Consider the following 17301-nt stretch of genomic DNA (forward strand, 5'->3'; position numbering starts at 1 on the left):
TAGTCATGAAGTTAGCCATTGTTACGGCCTGCCCGAACGGCATGGTCACCAGTGTGCTGTGCGCGCGGTTGCTCGATGCCGCAGCCCAGCGTCAGGGCTGGAGCACCAGCGTCGAAGTCACCGATGCCGCGCATCCGGAGCGTCAATTGTCGGCGGCCACGATCGAAGCCGCCGAGTGGGTACTGTTGGTGACCAGCGCACCGGTGGACCTGTCGCGATTCGTCGGCAAGCGGGTGTTCCAGAGCACGCCGGCCCAGGCCCTGCAAGATGTCGAAGCGGTGCTGCGCCGGGGTGCTGAAGAAGCCCGGGTATACGTCGCCCCGCAAACGGTCACCGAGCCTGCGGCTGTGATCAAAAACGCCCCGCGGCTGGTCGCAGTGACCGCCTGCCCGACCGGCGTCGCCCACACCTTCATGGCTGCCGAAGCCTTGCAGCAGGCAGCCAAGCGCCTGGGTTACGACCTGCAAGTGGAAACCCAGGGCTCGGTCGGCGCGCGCAATCCGTTGAGCGCCGCCGCCATTGCCGATGCCGATGTGGTGTTGCTGGCGGCGGACATCGAAGTCGCCACCGAGCGGTTCGCCGGCAAGAAGATTTACCGGTGCGGCACCGGCATTGCGCTCAAGCAAGCCGAAGCGACGCTGAACAAGGCGCTGGCTGAAGGCACGCAGGAAACGGCTGCCACCGGCGGCAAAGGCCCGGCCAAGCAAGAGAAGACCGGCGTCTATAAACACCTGCTGACCGGGGTGTCGTTCATGCTGCCGATGGTGGTGGCGGGCGGCCTGATGATTGCCTTGTCGTTCGTGTTCGGCATCACCGCGTTCAAGGAGGAGGGCACTCTCGCGGCCGCCCTGATGCAGATCGGGGGCGAGACCGCGTTCAAGCTGATGGTGCCGTTGCTGGCGGGTTACATCGCCTACTCGATCGCAGACCGTCCGGGCCTGGCACCGGGGATGATCGGCGGTCTGCTGGCCAGCACCCTGGGCGCCGGTTTCATCGGCGGGATCATTGCCGGCTTCATCGCCGGTTATGCGGCGCAGGCGATCAATCGCTACGCGCGCTTGCCGCAAAGTCTCGAAGCGCTGAAGCCGATCCTGATCATCCCGTTGCTGGCGAGCCTGTTCACCGGCCTGGTGATGATCTACGTGGTCGGCAAACCGGTGGCCGGGATGCTCACCGGGCTCACGCACTTCCTCGACAGCATGGGCACCACCAACGCGATCCTGCTCGGTGTGTTGCTCGGCGGCATGATGTGCGTCGACCTCGGCGGACCGATCAACAAAGCCGCTTATGCCTTCTCGGTGGGACTGCTGGCGTCGCAGAGTTATGCACCGATGGCCGCGACCATGGCCGCCGGCATGGTGCCGCCGATCGGTCTCGGTATCGCCACCTTCATCGCCCGGCGCAAGTTCGCCCAGACTGAACGCGAGGCCGGTAAAGCGGCGTTGGTGCTGGGGCTGTGCTTTATCTCCGAAGGCGCGATTCCGTTTGCCGCGAAAGACCCGTTGCGGGTGATCCCGGCGAGCATTGCCGGTGGTGCGCTGACCGGCGCCTTGTCGATGTACTTCGGCTGCAAACTGATGGCGCCGCACGGCGGGTTGTTCGTGCTGGCGATTCCGAATGCGATCAATCATGCCTTGTTGTACCTGCTGGCGATTGTGGCCGGGAGCCTGCTGACGGCGGTGGCGTATGCGCTGCTCAAGCGGCCGGAAGTGGTGGAGCTGGCCATAGAGCCGGTCAGCGCCTGACACAAACCCCTGTAGGAGCTGGCTTGCCAGCGAAGGCGGTGGGACAGTCAATATGGATGTCGCCTGACACACCGCTTTCGCTGACACAAACCCCTGTAGGAGCTGGCTTGCCAGCGAAGGCGGCCACAGTCAATATTGATGTCGCCTGGGCAGACCGCTTTCGCTGGCAAGCCAGCGCCTACAGGGATCGCATTTCACGCCAGTGTCATGCGCGCATGCTTTAGTTTTCCTTTTAAAGGGAGAACCCCATGAGCGAATTCGACCTCGGTCGCCGTCGTGTCATGCAAGCCGTCGGCGCCGGCCTGTTATTGCCTGGCCTGGCGCCAGCGGTAATCGCCTCGGTCAAGGACCGTCCGCAACTCACCGATGGCGTGCAGTCCGGCGACCTGCTGGGCGACCGGGCGATGGTCTGGAGCCGCAGCGACCGTCCGGCGCGGATGGTGGTGGAGTGGGACACCCGCAGCCTGTTCAGCAACCCCCGTCGATTCGTCTCGTCCTTGGCCGATGCCCGCACCGATTTCACCGCCCGGGTCGAACTCAGCGGCCTGCCCGCCGATCAGGCGATTTTCTATCGCGTGTATTTTGAAGACGCCCAAAGCGGTGTCGCCAGCGAACCCTGGTTCGGTCACCTGCGCAGTGTCCCTCAGGCCCGCCGCGACATCCGCTTCGTCTGGAGCGGCGACACCGTCGGCCAGGGGTTCGGCATCAACCCGGACATCGGCGGCATGCGCATCTACGAAGCCATGCGTTTGCGCCTGCCGGACTTTTTTATCCACAGCGGCGACTCCATCTACGCCGACGGCCCGGTGCCGGCGCAGCTGATGACTGAGAGTGGGCGCGTGTGGCGCAATCTCACCAGCGAAGCCAAGAGCAAAGTCGCCGAGACCCTCGACGACTATCGCGGCAATTACCGCTACAACCTGATGGATGAAAACATCCGTCGCTTCAACGCCGAAGTGCCGCAAATATGGCAGTGGGACGACCACGAAGTGGTGAACAACTGGTCACCGGGCAAGCAGTTGGACCAGCGCTACAACCACAAAGATATCCACAGCCTGGTGAGTCGCGGGCGCCAGGCCTGGCTGGAATATGCGCCGATGCGGTTGCAGGGCGCCGATGGCGGTGGGCGGATTTATCGCAAGCTCGGTTACGGCCCGTTGCTCGATGTGTTCGTACTCGACATGCGCAGTTATCGGGGGGCGAACGACGATAATCTGGGTGCCGCCAAACCCTTCCTTGGACGTGAACAACTGGATTGGCTCAAGCGTGAACTGAAAGGCTCCAGTGCCCAGTGGAAAGTCATCGCCGCCGACATGCCGATCGGCCTCGGTGTCTCTGACGGTGAAGTCAGCCCAGGGGTCTCGCGCTGGGAAGCGGTGGCCAATGGCGATCCGGGACCGGCCCAGGGGCGCGAACTGGAAATTGCCGAACTGCTGGGTTCTCTGCGCGTACAGCAGGTGCGCAATGTGGTCTGGCTGACGGCGGACGTGCATTACTGCGCGGCCCATCACTACCACCCGGATCGCGCGGCGTTTCAGGACTTCGAGCCGTTCTGGGAGTTTGTCGCCGGACCGTTGAATGCGGGGAGTTTCGGCCCTGATCCACTGGATAAGACCTTTGGCCCGGAAGTGGTGTTCGAAAAGGCACCACCGACGCAGAACGCCTCACCCTTTGCCGGGTTTCAGTTTTTTGGCGAGGTGAATATCGATGGGCAGACGGGGGAGATGAGCGTGGTGTTGCGGGATCTGGATGGGGTGAGTGTGTTTGAGCAGAATTTGCAGCCAGTCTGAATGAACCATAATCAGTAGGCCGATACCGGATCCCTGTGGGAGCGGGCTTGCCCGCGAAAGCGGTCTGTCAGCCAACCAATAAGGTGACTGTTAATCCGTCTTCGCCAGCAAGCCGGCTCCTGCAGTATTTGTGGTGGGTCAGTAGACGTCGCGGCGGTAACGGCCTGCCTCGATCAGGCGGTCGACCGCTTCGATTCCAAGCACTTCGTTGAGCACGTGATCCACCCCTGAAGCCATCCCCTGCAAGCTGCCGCAGATGTAGATGACTGCGCCATTCGCCAGCCATTTCTTCAACTCTTCGGCTGACTCGCGCAGTCGATCCTGCACGTAGATCTTCTCGGCCTGATCCCGCGAGAACGCCAGGTCCAGCCGCTCCAGATCCCCCGAAATCAACCATTCTTCCAGCTCATCGCGACACAGATAGTCATGCTCGCGATTGCGCTCGCCGAACAACAGCCAATGACGCTGCTGCCCATCGGCGATGCGCGCCTTGAGCAGGCTGCGCAGCCCGGCCAGCCCGGTGCCGTTGCCCAGCAAAATCATCGGCACCGGCTCGGTCGGCAGATGGAAACCGCTGTTGCGCCGTACCCGCAGGCTGATAGTGCTGCCCACCGGCACGTGTTCGGTCAGCCAGCCGGAGCCGATGCCGAGCGTGCCGTCGGGGTGCAGTTCCTGGCGCACGATCAGTTCCAGTACGCCATCGGCGGCAATTGAGGCGATGGAGTATTCGCGCATGGCCAACGGCACCAGGGCGTCCACCAGCGCTTGCGCGTGCAGACCGACCAGATGGGCCCGGTTCTGGGGCAGCTGGCGGCTGGCCAGGGCTTGCTCCAGCGGTTGCGACAGATCATCGAGCGTCACCGTGGCTCGACCGTCGATGCCCAGGCCATCGAGGAAGTGCTCGATCGCCCACGGGCAATTGCGCGGCAGCACTTCCACCAGGTCCCCGGCCAGCCAGCTGCTGGTGGTGGGGGCGGCGAGGCCCAGCAGGTACACACCCGAAGCGCTGCTGTCAGGGTTGAGCAACTCCCGGCGGATCAGGGTCCAGTGGTCATAGCCGGGCGCTTGCCAGGTGTCCATGGGCGCCTGTCCGGTCACCAGGCCGAGTTGCTGCTGCCAGTGACGCAAGGCGTAAGGGTCGCCGCTGTCGACTTCCACCGGGGCGAACAGGGTCTTGCCGCCGTGCTCGCCCAGCCAGGTGTGCAAGCGTCGGGCGAAACCGCAGAAGTGTTGGTACTGCCGATCACCGAGACCGAGCACCGCATAGTTCAGGCGCTCCAGGCTCGGCGCCTGGCCCAGCACGTTGCGTTCGAAGCCCCGGGCGCTGTCCGGCGCTTCACCGTCGCCGAAGGTGCTGACCACGAACAGCGCGTTGCTGGAATCGCGCAGGTCCTGCTCGCTGACCTGCGCCAGTGGCTGAACCTTCACCGGCAGGCCGGCGGCCTGCAATTGCCCGGCGGTCTGCCACGCCAATTGCTCGGCAAACCCGCTCTGGCTGGCGAAGCCGATCAACCAGGCCGGCGCATGGCTGTCCGATTGCGCGAGGCCTTTGCGGGCGTCCTTGATCTGCTTTTTCTTGCGTCGACGATCGAGGTACAGCAACCAGCCCGTGACAAAGAACAGCGGCATGGTCAGCGCGCTGAGCGTCAGGATGATCCGCCCGACAATGCCGAAGTAGCTGCCGACGTGCAGCGCATAAATGCTGGTCAGCAACTGCGCCTTGAGGCTCTTGTCGCTGTAGCGGTCATGGCGTTTGACGATACCGGTGGCCGGATCGAGGCTGATCTGGTTCAGTGCCCGGTCATGGGGTGAACTGTTTAACAGGTAGAACACGGTGGCCGGTTGCCCGGCCACTGGCGGCATACGAATGTTGTAGGTACTCAGGGCCGGGCCGGCGGCGCTGTAGATGCTGCTCCACATCGCGGCGTAATCGGCGGTAGGCGCCGGGCCGGCGGGTGCAGGACCACGGCCGCCGCGGACACGCTCGTTTTGTGGCGAATCGGACAGCAGCCGCGTCAGGCCCTTGTTGTACCACTCATAGGACCAGGACAACCCGGTCAGCGCCGCCAGGAGGTAAAACACCAGGCACCAGGTGCCCGCCACCGAGTGCAAATCCCAATTGAAGCTGCGACCTTTTTTCTTCCAGTCGAGGGTCAGCCAGGCACGCCAGCTGTTCCACTGGCGCGGCCACCGCAGGTAGAGGCCGGACAGGCAGAAGAACACCAGGATCAGCGTGCAGGCGCCGGTGATCTGCCGGCCGGTGTCACCCATGGCGAGGAAGCGGTGCAGTTGCAGCATGAAGCCGAAGAAGTCCTGGCCGGTGACGTCGCCCATGAATTCGGCGGTGTACGGGTTGAAGTAGCGCATCTCGCCACGGCGTTCGCCCGGCGGCGGGGTAAAGGACACCCGCGCGGCATTGCCGCTGTCGGTCTCGACCCAGATCATCGCGACTTTCTTGCCCGAGGCGCCTTCGATTTTTTCCACCAGCTCGGCGGGTGGCAGGACGCCGGCGACCTGCTTCTCGACCTGCAACACTGTCGGGTTCAGCACGCTCAGGATTTCATCCTGAAACGATACCGTCGCCCCGGTGACGCCCATCAGGGCCAGGACCAGCCCGGCGCTGATGCCGAAAAACCAGTGCAACTGGAACAGGGTTTTCTTCAACACGTCGCTCGCCTTGTTCGTTCGAAAATAATCATCACGGCGCGCATTATGCCGTGGGTTGTCGAGAAGCATTCTTTTTTACGCACAAAGGCCCCGTTCATCTGGATGAACGGGGCCTGGTCCAGCGCCGATACTGTAGGAGCGAGCTTGCTCGCGAAACACTCGAGAACGACGCGGGGTATCAGGTTTCCCGCGTCATCGTTGACGACCTTCGCGAGCAAGCTCGCTCCTACAGGTTTCTATCAGAAGTGGAGGTTGGTGCTCAGCAACGCGGTACGGCCTGCCGCCTGGTTGGCGAAGTGGGTCGAGAACGCTTTGTCGTAGTAGGTTTCGTCGGTCAGGTTTTGCACGTTCAGCTGCAGGTCGACGTTTTTGGTCAGCTTGTAGGCCACCATGGCGTCGTAGCGAACATAGTCATCGACCATGGTGGTGTTGGCCACGCTGCCGAATACGTCGTCGACGTAGAACGCACCGCCACCGACGGTCAGCTTCGGCGTGACCTGGTAGGTCGTCCAGAGGCTGGCGCTGTTTTTCGGGGTGTTAGGCAGCTCGTTGCCGTCGTTGGCCGCGCCCAACGGGCCGCCGTCGACTTGCTCGCTGTCCATGTAGGCATAACCGGCGAAGACTTGCCATTTGTCGGTGATCTTGCCGGTGGCCGACAGTTCGATACCTTGAACGCGGGTTTTGCCGGCGTTTTCAAAGGACGTGGTGTCGACTTGTACCCGGGCGTTGTCTTTCTCGGTGCGGAAGATATCGGCAGTCAGGGACAGACGATCGTTCAGCAGGTCCCACTTGGTGCCGATCTCGTAGTTCTTGGTGGTTTCCGGCTCCATGTCGCTGCTCAGCAGGTTGCCGCTGCGATCCGGAGTGCCGCTCAGCGGGTTGCCTTCCTGACCTTCACCCAGGGTGTTGCCCGGTGGCGTGGCGGAAGTGGCGAACGAGGCATAGATGCTGCCGTTTTCAGCAGGCTTGTAGATCACGCCGAACTGCCCGGTGACGAATTCGCTGGTGTCGTCGCCCTTGGCCGTGGTGTTGCCGGCCGCGGTGTAGGTTTTGTACTTGGTGTCGAAATGGTCGTAACGCAGACCCATGTTCACCAGCCACTGCTTGGACAACTCCAGGGTGTCGAACACGTACAGCGCGCGGGTGGTGCTGGAGGTGTCGGTGCCGGCGTAGTTGCGCGAAATCGCACCGTTCCACGGGTCGTTCGGGTTCGGACTGGACAACGAGGTGCAGTTGTAACCGCTTGGCGCGCCGATCAGGGCCGGGGTGCAATTGGTCGTGGCCACTGCGGGGGTGCCAGGCGTGGTGTCGGTGTTGACGTTGTACGAGGATTTTTCGCTGTCCTCGTGGCTCAACTCGATACCGGTGGAGAAGTTGTTCTTGAAGCCGGCGATGTAAAACTCACCAAACAGGTCGGTCTGGTTGGTGGTGGTCTCGGTGTTGCTGACACGGGTGTTGGCCCGGCGCCACACGCTGCCGTTGTTGACGTTGCCTTTGCTGTCGTCCGGCTGGGTCAGGATGTAATCCTGCATGCTGCTGCCGTGGCGCAGGGTGTTCTTGACGGTCAGCGCGTCGTTCAGGTCGTGCTCGATGGCGAAGGTCGCGGTGTCGGTGCGGCCCTTGCGGAAATCGCGGTCCAGACCGTAGAAGTTGCTGTCGTCGCCACCGGCGTAAGGCTTGTCCGGGTTGGACTTGGTGCGGGCGGCAGCAAGGCCGGTTGGAATGGTGTACGGAATGCCCGAATCCGGCGTGTCGTTACTTTCCAGGTGGTAGTAATCGAGGTTCACCCGAGTGTCGGTGCCCAGGCCGAACGCCAGGGATGGCGCGATGCCCCAACGGTCGTAATCGACCTTGTCCCGGCCGGCGACGTTGCTTTCGTGGCTCATCAGGTTCAGACGGCCGGCGGCGGTGTCGGTGAACTGGTAGTTGCCGTCGAAGGTGTAGCGCTGGGTCTGGTCCGAGCCCCAGGTGAAACCACCGTCGAGCGAGTCGCCCAGGTGTGCTTTCTTGCTGACCAGGTTGATGCTGCCACCGGCGGCGCCACGGCCGCCAATGGCGGAGTTCGGGCCCTTGCTGACTTCGATCGACTCGACGGCGAAGATCTCGCGGCTCTGCGAACCGGTGTCGCGCACGCCGTCCAGGTAGGTATCGCCCTGGGCATCGAAACCACGAATGAATGGACGGTCACCCTGGGGGTTACCGCCTTCACCGGCACCAAAGGTTATGCCTGGAACGGTGCGCAGCGCGTCCTGCATGTTGAGGGCGCCGGTGTCCTTGAGGACTTGTTGCGGGATGACAGTGACCGAGCGCGGGGTGTCTATCAGCGGCGCGGTGTACTTGGGCGAGGAGGCTTTCTCGACCTGGTAGGACGTCGCGTCCTGAGCCTCGCCGGTAATGGCGGTAGCATCCAGGGAAATCGCATTGTTCGGCGCTTTCTCGTCGGTCTTCTCAGCAGCGAAAACCATATGGCCAGCAGAGCCGGCAGTGATCGCCACACCAATTGCAGACGCGAGCAAACGCGGTGAACTGACCGGTAATTGTGAGTATTGGCGTGACATGAACATTCCCCTCCCCAAGGATTTGAGGCCGCGGAATATAGGGTAAACAGGTATTCGTATCAATTGCGAAACATTACTATTCGCACTGAATTTACATTCTTTACAATTTACCCTTACGGTTTTTGATGTTTCATTCGTCGCCAGGGTTTTACACAGGCAATAAGAATCAATACCATTGCCATCCTTTTGCCTTCAGGTGTTTCCCCCATGTTGCTGCACATTCCCGGGCTGTTCGCTAAAGAAGAAGTGCGGCGCATCCGCGAGGCTCTGGAGCAGGCCGATTGGGCGGATGGCAAGATCACTGCCGGTTATCAGTCAGCAAAAGCCAAGCATAATCTGCAGCTGCCTGAGGGGCACCCATTGGCCAAGGAAGTGGGCGCGGCGATGCTGGAGCGGCTGTGGAAAAATCCGCTGTTCATGTCGGCCGCGTTACCGCACAAGGTCTTTCCGCCCTTACTGAACTGTTACATGGCCGGTGGCAGTTTCGACTTTCATGTCGACAACGCCGTGCGCCAGCCAAAGAACAGCATCGAGCGGGTGCGCACCGATCTGTCGGCGACGCTGTTTTTCAGCGAGCCCGACGACTATGACGGCGGCGAGCTGGAAATCCAGGACACCTTCGGCACCCAACGGGTCAAGCTGCCCGCCGGCGATATGGTGCTGTACCCCGGCACCAGCCTGCACAAGGTCAATGCCGTCACCCGCGGTACGCGTTTTGCCTCGTTCTTCTGGATCCAAAGCCTGGTCCGCGAAGACAGCCAGCGCGCCTTGCTGTTCGAGATGGACGGGGCGATCCAGCAGTTGACGCAAGACATGCCCGACCATCCTTCGCTGATCCGCCTGACCGGCACTTACCACAACCTGCTGCGCCGCTGGGTCGAGGTGTAGGTCATGAGTTATCAATTGCGACGGGAGGAAGTGCTCGATGGCGACCGGCTGAAAGCCATGCTGGAGGAAAGTCCTGCACGCGCGGCCCAGGCGATTCTGATCGCCGCCCGCGAAGGTGTGCTTGAGGCCCAGGCGCTGTTGGGGCAGATCCTCCTGGACGGCCAAGGCATCGAGCAGGATCAGCCACTGGCCGTGCGCTGGTTCGAGATCGCCGCGCAGCGTGGGCACTTGATGGCGCGCAACATGCTCGGCCGTTGTCATGAACATGGCTGGGGTTGCAGCGCCGACGCCTCGACTGCCGCGAAGCATTATCGTGCCGCCGCCGAAGCCGGACTGGATTGGGCGATGTACAACTACGCCAACCTGCTCGCGACCGGACGCGGAGTGGTCGAGGATCCGCTGCAAGCGCTGAACCTGTATCGCCACGCGGCCGAGCTGGGCCATGCGAAGTCGATGAACCTGTTGGGACGATACCTGGAAGAAGGGCAGCTGTGTCCGGCAGATCCGCAGACCGCACGCGATTGGTATCGACGCTCGGCGATCGGCGGTGATTTTCGGGGACAGTTCAGTTACGCCGCTGTGCTGGCGGATGAAGGCCTGATTGAAGAGGCGCTGGTCTGGTTGCGCAAGGCGCTGGCTGGCGGCAATCTGAATTTTTTGCGGGTGGCGAGCAAGGCTTTGCTGAACGCAACCGATCAGCAGATTCGCGCCCTTGCAATCGACTATGCCCGGCGCTACGCCGAACTCGAGCAAGAACACCACCCCCTGTAGGAGCCGGCTTGCCGGCGAAGGCGGCCTTGAGTCTTGCACCGCCCCTGAAGACGCCTTCGCTGGCAAGCCAGCTCCTACAGGGGCGGCGGTGTATTCCAGATATAAAAAAGCCCATGACGCGTCATGGGCTTTTTGATTCCAGCGTAGAGCGCTTACACGTAGAACGATTTCAGCGGCGGGAAGCCGTTGAATTCAACCGCGCTGTAACTGGTGGTGTAGGCACCGGTCGACAACCAGTACATACGATCACCAATGGCCAGGTTCAGCGGCAAACCGTACTTGTAGTTTTCGTACATGATGTCGGCGCTGTCGCAGGTCGGGCCGGCGATGACCACTTCTTCCATTTCGCCTTTCTTCTCGGTCCAGATCGGGAACTTGATGGCTTCGTCCATGGTTTCGATCAGGCCGGAGAATTTGCCCACGTCGGTGTACACCCATCGCTCGACGGCGGTACGGGATTTACGCGCAACCAGCACCACTTCGCTGACCAGGATGCCGGCGTTGGCGATCAGCGAACGGCCCGGTTCCAGGATGATTTCCGGCAGGTCGTCACCGAAGTCTTCCTTGAGGAATCGGATGATTTCTTCGGCGTAGGTTTCCAGGCTGTTGGTGCGGGTGATGTAGTTGGCCGGAAAGCCGCCGCCCATGTTGATCAGCTTGAGTACGATGCCGTCTTCTTCCTTCAAACGCTCGAAGATCACTTTGACCTTGGCGATCGCCGCGTCCCAGACGCTGATGTCGCGCTGTTGCGAGCCGACGTGGAACGAGATGCCGTAAGGCACCAGGCCCAAGTCACGGGCGAGGATCAGCAGGTCCATGGCCATGTCGGTCTGGCAGCCGAATTTGCGCGACAGAGGCCAGTCGGCGGTCGTCGAGCCTTCGGTGAGGATGCGCACGTAGACTTTCGAGCCCGGTGCGGCCTTGGCGATGTTGCGCAGGTCGGCTTCGGAGTCGGTGGAGAACAGGCGCACGCCTTTCTCGTAGAAATAACGGATGTCTTTGGATTTCTTGATGGTGTTGCCGTAGCTGATACGGTCGGCGCTGACGCCGCGGTCCATCACCTTGTCCAGCTCATAGATCGAGGCGATGTCGAAGCTCGACCCCTTGTCTTTCAACAGGTCAATGATCTCGACAGCCGGGTTGGCTTTTACCGCGTAATAGACTTTGGCGAATTCGAAACCGGCGCGCAGGTCATCGTAGGCCTGGCTGATCATCGCGGTGTCGATCACCACGAACGGGGTTTCTTGCTTGTCGGCGAACGCCTTCATTTTGTCAAAGGTGGCGCGCTCGAAATAATCTTCGACGTTGATCGACATGCTGGAGACTCCTAAGGGCAAACTGAAATTAACAATGGGTGCAAATGAACGTCCTCCGTATCCCCACTTTGGTTCGCCTACTTCCCAAGGCATGTCGCCGAAAGCAAAAAAGGCCACGGGAGGCGGTGCTTACCCTTGGCCTTGCTGTCTCGTCGTCAGTACTTGAGCCGGATGGATCGTTTCCAGCATGGACGTTCGGCGCGAACTTTAGGGCGTGAGGGGCTCGAGATCAACAAAAAATGTCGCGTTATTGCACGCTTCCGTCGTGCGGTCCCGGACATCTACTGATGTAACGGACCTGCATGACAGTGTGATGTTCCCGTAGGAGGGAGATTTGAGGTGTTTCAGGCGGGATTTGTTTTGCCCCATTCGCGAGCAAGCCCGCTCCCACAGGGTTTCTGGTGTACACAAATTTTGTATACGGCGGAAACCACTGTGGGAGCGGGCTTGCCCGCGAAGGCGTCCGATCAGGCGACCGCAGTTTCAGCCGGCGAAACAATGCTGGTCTTGCCACCACGGGACTTACCGGAGCTCAGGTACTCGGCAATCGACTCCTGCGTCACTTCACCCAGGAACACCCGCTCCGCATCCATCACCGGCAGCCACGAACGGTTGAACTCGTACATGCGCGACAGCAGGATGCGCAAATGTTCGTCGTACGCCGCGGTGGCGTTGAACTCGCGCCGGTATTGCGCGCAAGTGCCGGTCTGACGGTGCAGGTCGCGACGTCGTACATAACCGAGCGCCTTGTTCTCGGCATCAGTGACCACCACGTAACGACGGTCCAGTTCATCCATCAGTTCCAGCGCATCCGCCACCGGGGTTTCCGGGCTCACCGACGGGGCGTTGTCCGCTGCGTCTTCGGCCTTCACCAGCAACAGGCGCTTGAGCGTGCTGTCCTGGCCGACGAAGTTGCTGACAAAATCGTCCGCCGGGTGCGCGAGCAAGGTGTCCGGATGGTCGATCTGCAGCAGCTTGCCAGCGCGGAAGATCGCGATCTTGTCGCCCAGCTTGATCGCTTCGTCGATGTCATGGCTGACCATGATCACCGTCTTGTTCAGCGCCCGTTGCATCTCGAAGAATTCGTTCTGGATCATTTCGCGGTTGATCGGGTCGACCGCGCCGAACGGTTCATCCATCAACAACAGCGGCGCATCGGCCGCCAGCGCACGAATCACGCCGATCCGCTGCTGCTGCCCGCCGGACAGTTCGCGCGGGTAGCGATTCAGGTACTGCTTGGGTTCCAGCTTGATCATGCTCATCAATTCGCGGGCACGGTCATGGCATTTCTGCTTGTCCCAGCCCAGCAGGCGCGGAACGATGGTGATGTTTTCCTCGATGGTCATGTTCGGGAACAGACCGATCTGCTGGATCACATAACCGATGTTGCGGCGCAGGGTCACGGCGTCGAGGTCGGTGGTGTCTTCGCCGTTGATCAGGATCTTGCCCGAGGTCGGCTTGATCAGGCGATTGATCATTTTCAGCGTGGTGCTTTTGCCGCAGCCCGATGGCCCGAGGAACACGCAAATCTCGCCTTCATTGACGGTCAGGCTTACCGAGTCCACGGCTTTCACATCTTTGCCGTTGCTTTGGAAGGTCTTGCTGAGGTTTTGAAGTTCGATCATTTCAGGAGTCCTTTTGGAGTCAGCGTGCGTTGCAGCCATTGCAGAAGCAGGTCGGCGAAGATGGCCAGGAGACTGACCAGCACGGCGCCGACGATCAGCATCGACATGTCGCTGCGGCTGATTGAAGCGAGAATAAGTACACCGAGGCCACCGGCGCCGATGGTCGCGGCGATGGTCATGACGCCAATGTTCATGACCACGGCGGTGCGCACACCGGCGAGGATCACCGGCACGGCAATCGGCAGTTCGACCATGCGCAGGCGCTGGCCAAAGGTCATGCCGATGCCGCGGGCGGCTTCGCGAATGCCGGGTTCGACACCGGTCAGGGCGAGGTAGGTGTTACGCATGATCGGCAGCAGCGAGTACAAAAACACGGCGGTGATCGCCGGCATCGGGCCCAGGCCCTGGCCGAACTTCGAGTAGAACGGCAGCAGCAGGCCGAACAGGGCAATCGACGGCACGGTCAGCAGCACGGTGGCGCTGGCTTGCAAGGGGCCGGCGAGCGTCGGGAAGCGCGTCATCAGGATGCCCAGCGGCACGCCGACCAGAATCGCCAGGGTCACGGCGATGCCGACCAGGGTGATGTGCTGCCAGGTCAATTGCGCGACCTGCGCCCAGTCGAGATGGGAAAAGGCGTTCAGAAATTCCATGTCTTTTCCTCCTTAGTTGAGTGGGTGCTGGCGCAGGAAATCTGCGGCAACGGATGAAGGGCTTTCGTGGCCGACATCGACCCGTGCATTCAGCGCACGCATGGTGGCGTCATCGAACAGCTCGGCCAGCGGTTTGATGTCTTCCGCCAGTTTCGGATGGGCGTCCAGGTACTCCTGACGCACCACCGGTGCGGCGGTGTAGTCCGGGAAGTAATGCTTGTCGTCTTCCAGCAACTTGAGCTTGAACGCGTTCAAGCGACCGTCGGTGGTGTAGACCAGGCCGGCAAACACCTGACCATTGCGCAGGGCGGTGTAGACCAGCCCGGCATCCATCTGGCGGGTGTTTTTGCGGGTCAGGTTCATGCCGTAGAGGTCGACCATGCCGGCCATGCCGTCGGAACGGTTGGCGAACTCGGTGTCCAGGGCGACGAGGTGGTTGGTCTTCGCCTCAGCCTGCAGCACCGTGTTCAGCTCGCTGATGGTGTTGATCTGCGGATAAGCCTTCGCGGTGCTTTCCGGCAATGCCAGGGCATAGGTGTTGCTGAACTTCGACGGGGTGAGCCAGATCAGGCCTTTTTTCGCGTCGAGTTCTTTCACCCGGGCGTAGGACTGAGCGCTGTCGAGTTTGTCGGTGATGTGGTTGTAAGCCACCAACGACACGCCGGTGTATTCCCATATCAGGTCCAGTTGGCCGCTTTCCTGGGCGCTGCGGGCGAGGTTGCTGCCCAGACCGCCGGTCACCTGGGTGTCATAACCCTTGGTGCGCAGGTACTGGGAGGTGATTTCGGCGAGCAGGGTTTGTTCGGTGAACACCCGGGCGCCGATGCGGATCACGGGTTTTTCAGCGGCTTGGGCAAATCCTGCGAACAGCAGGGCGCAGCCTAGTAACAAGCTAAGTCTTTTCATGATTATTCCTTTGCCGAGGCTTAAGACGGGCGCAGCCCGCGTTCGAGCCAGAGGCGGCTGGCAAGTGTCACCAGGCCGTCGAGCAGCAAGGCCAGCAGGGCGGTGCAGGCCGCGCCGAGCATCAGTTGCGGCTGATTGTTCAGGGCGATGCCAGGGAAAATCAGGCTGCCCAGACTGTTGGCGCCGATCAGGAACGCCAGGGGTGCGGTCCCCACGTTGATCGCCAGTGCCACTCGCACGCCACCGATGATGATCGGCACGGCGTTCGGCAGTTCGACCCGCCACAGCACCTGGGTCGGTGTCATGCCGATGCCGACGGCCGCTTCCTTGAGCGAACCCTGGACGTTTTTCAGGCCTTCATAGGTGTTGCGCACGATCGGCAACAGCGAGGCGAGGAACAGGGCGAAGATCGCGGGGCCGCTGCCGATGCCGAGGATGCCCAGGGCGATGGCCAGTACGGCGAGAGGCGGCACGGTGTTGCCGATGTTGAAGATCTGCATGAAGCGTTCGGCGCGTCCAACCATGGTCGGGCGGCTGAGGAAAATGCCGGCGGGTATGCCCACAACAAGGGCGGCCAGCATGGAAACGAGGACAAGAATCAAATGAGCTTGCAGGTAAAACAACAAATCGTCGCGGTAATGTTCGATCGTGTTGATGCCAATCCAATGGACCAGCAGGGCCAGGAGGGCGACGACAACCGCACCTCCTATCAGCCCTTTGCCATAGCGAATAGCCACAGGCGGACTCCTTTTGTTCAGTCGGCGGACGCAGTCCCGAGTGGCAGGCCATTCCTGGCTGCCGGGAAAAAAACAACGTTCGCGAGAAGCAGCTCTTCATGCCGAGCGCTTTCCCTGGTAGGAGCTGGCTTGCCAGCGAAGGACGTCAACGATGACGCGTTCAGTCTGAATGAACGCATTGGTCTGGACGTTTTTCGCGAGCAAGCTCGCTCCTACAGGGGGAAAACGTACGGCTTATCGAGCCATAAGCGCAGCCTCGTCAGGCTAACTTGCTGATTTTTCAACCCTGACGAATAGTCGTAACAGGGGAGTGGACGCCTCCACGGTCTGAAAGGTTCCCATCTGAAGCAGCATTTGGCCACCCCTAATGTGCTCAACGGTTCGGTTATTGACTCAAGTTGGGCTATAATCTGCGCCCTTTTTTGAATCACCTGCCAGGCGATTTCCCATGACCAAACAGGCCGCCGAAGTCGCGAAACGCCGCACTTTCGCCATTATTTCCCACCCCGATGCCGGTAAGACCACCATCACCGAGAAGCTTTTGCTGATGGGCAAGGCGATTGCGATTGCTGGCACGGTGAAATCACGCAAGTCCGACCGCCATGCCACCTCCGACTGGATGGAAATGGAAAAACAACGGGGTATTTCCATTACCACGTCGGTCATGCAGTTCCCGTATCGCGACCACATGATCAACCTGCTCGACACCCCGGGCCACGAAGACTTCTCCGAAGATACCTACCGCACCCTGACGGCGGTGGACTCGGCCTTGATGGTCCTCGACGGCGGTAAAGGCGTTGAGCCACGTACGATTGCGCTGATGGACGTCTGCCGTCTGCGGGACACGCCGATCGTCAGCTTTATCAACAAACTCGACCGTGACATCCGCGACCCGATTGAACTGCTCGACGAAATCGAAGCGGTCCTGAAGATCAAGGCGGCGCCGATCACCTGGCCGATCGGTTGCTACCGCGACTTCAAGGGCGTTTATCACCTCGCCGACGACTACATCATCGTCTACACCGCGGGTCACGGCCACGAACGTACCGATGTGAAAATCATCGAGAAACTCGACTCCGACGAAGCCCGCGCGCACTTGGGCGACGAGTACGATCGCTTCGTCGATCAGCTGGAACTGGTGCAGGGCGCCTGCCACGAATTCAACCAGCAGGAATTCCTCGACGGCCAACTGACCCCGGTATTCTTCGGTACTGCATTGGGCAACTTCGGTGTCGATCACGTGCTCGACGCCGTGGTCAACTGGGCGCCGAAACCGCTGGCCCGTGTGGCCAACGAGCGCACCGTGGAACCGGTCGAAGAGAAATTCGCCGGCTTCGTGTTCAAGATCCAGGCGAACATGGACCCGAAACACCGCGACCGTATCGCCTTCATGCGCATCTGCTCCGGCAAGTACGAAAAAGGCATGAAGATGCGCCACGTGCGCACCGGTAAAGACGTGCGGATCGGCGACGCGCTGACGTTCTTCTCCTCCGAGCGTGAGCAGCTGGAAGAAGCGTTTGCTGGCGACATCATCGGCCTGCACAACCACGGCACCATCCAGATCGGCGACACCTTCACCGAAGGCGAAGTCCTGGGCTTCACCGGCATCCCGCACTTCGCCCCGGAACTGTTCCGTCGCGTACGCCTG

At 61.1% G+C, this 17301-nt stretch carries 12 protein-coding genes and 1 pseudogene; 5 read left to right on the forward strand and 8 right to left on the reverse strand.

The features are described from left to right. The first annotated feature begins 5 nt into the window (after window positions 1-5). Together BZ163_RS17385 and BZ163_RS17390 are read left to right on the forward strand one after the other, a co-directional pair. A complete protein-coding gene (locus BZ163_RS17385) occupies window positions 6-1745 on the forward strand; it encodes a PTS fructose-like transporter subunit IIB (RefSeq protein ID WP_128871935.1) in 1740 nt (579 codons plus the stop codon). Window positions 1746-1993: 248 nt separating this feature from the next. Continuing rightward, the gene (locus tag BZ163_RS17390) at window positions 1994-3535 is read left to right on the forward strand and encodes an alkaline phosphatase (RefSeq protein WP_128871936.1); all 1542 of its coding nucleotides are present in this window, start codon (window positions 1994-1996) and stop codon (window positions 3533-3535) included. Window positions 3536-3673: 138 nt separating this feature from the next. Here the strand turns inward: BZ163_RS17390 and BZ163_RS17395 are convergent, their stop codons facing one another. The 3 genes and pseudogenes from BZ163_RS17395 to BZ163_RS17405 all read right to left on the reverse strand — a co-directional run bounded on the left by BZ163_RS17395 (window position 3674) and on the right by BZ163_RS17405 (window position 8760). Further along, complete coding sequence (locus BZ163_RS17395) at window positions 3674-6202, reverse strand: sulfite reductase flavoprotein subunit alpha (RefSeq protein ID WP_128871937.1); 2529 nt, start codon at window positions 6200-6202, stop codon at window positions 3674-3676. A gap of 128 nt (window positions 6203-6330) precedes the next feature. Continuing rightward, window positions 6331-6420, reverse strand: a pseudogene (locus BZ163_RS35725) (outer membrane lipoprotein carrier protein LolA); the annotation flags it as partial. 21 nt (window positions 6421-6441) lie between these two features. Continuing rightward, entirely contained in the window at window positions 6442-8760 is a 2319-nt protein-coding gene (locus BZ163_RS17405) for a TonB-dependent siderophore receptor (protein ID WP_128871938.1), read from the reverse strand. Window positions 8761-8967: 207 nt separating this feature from the next. Here BZ163_RS17405 and BZ163_RS17410 point away from each other — a divergent pair, with 207 nt between their 5' ends. After that, the gene (locus BZ163_RS17410) at window positions 8968-9648 is read left to right on the forward strand and encodes a Fe2+-dependent dioxygenase (protein ID WP_128871939.1); all 681 of its coding nucleotides are present in this window, start codon (window positions 8968-8970) and stop codon (window positions 9646-9648) included. Between the two features lie 3 nt (window positions 9649-9651). Then, entirely contained in the window at window positions 9652-10419 is a 768-nt protein-coding gene (locus BZ163_RS17415) for a tetratricopeptide repeat protein (RefSeq protein ID WP_128871940.1), read from the forward strand. Between the two features lie 152 nt (window positions 10420-10571). Here the strand turns inward: BZ163_RS17415 and BZ163_RS17420 are convergent, their stop codons facing one another. The 5 genes from BZ163_RS17420 to BZ163_RS17440 all read right to left on the reverse strand — a co-directional run bounded on the left by BZ163_RS17420 (window position 10572) and on the right by BZ163_RS17440 (window position 15653). Continuing rightward, entirely contained in the window at window positions 10572-11735 is a 1164-nt protein-coding gene (locus BZ163_RS17420; protein ID WP_064679767.1) for a type III PLP-dependent enzyme, read from the reverse strand. A gap of 467 nt (window positions 11736-12202) precedes the next feature. Next, a complete protein-coding gene (locus tag BZ163_RS17425) occupies window positions 12203-13360 on the reverse strand; it encodes a betaine/proline/choline family ABC transporter ATP-binding protein (RefSeq protein ID WP_128871941.1) in 1158 nt (385 codons plus the stop codon). Continuing rightward, on the reverse strand, window positions 13357-14010 hold the full coding sequence (locus BZ163_RS17430) for an ABC transporter permease (RefSeq protein ID WP_064679765.1): 654 nt from the start codon (window positions 14008-14010) through the stop codon (window positions 13357-13359). Before BZ163_RS17430 ends, BZ163_RS17425 begins: the two co-directional genes overlap by 4 nt. Window positions 14011-14022: 12 nt before the next feature. Further along, a complete protein-coding gene (locus BZ163_RS17435) occupies window positions 14023-14916 on the reverse strand; it encodes a glycine betaine ABC transporter substrate-binding protein (protein WP_128871942.1) in 894 nt (297 codons plus the stop codon). 20 nt (window positions 14917-14936) lie between these two features. Beyond that, window positions 14937-15653, reverse strand: a complete 717-nt coding sequence (locus BZ163_RS17440; protein ID WP_128871943.1) for an ABC transporter permease — start codon at window positions 15651-15653, stop codon at window positions 14937-14939. Window positions 15654-16101: 448 nt separating this feature from the next. On the opposite strand from BZ163_RS17440, the gene BZ163_RS17445 reads away from it, so the two are divergent. Continuing rightward, window positions 16102-17301 (forward strand): peptide chain release factor 3 (locus tag BZ163_RS17445; RefSeq protein WP_128871944.1); only part of this gene is annotated, 1200 nt, incomplete at its 3' end.

This window comes from Pseudomonas sp. VI4.1 (assembly GCF_002029345.1).
Classification (GTDB): Bacteria; Pseudomonadota; Gammaproteobacteria; order Pseudomonadales; family Pseudomonadaceae; genus Aquipseudomonas.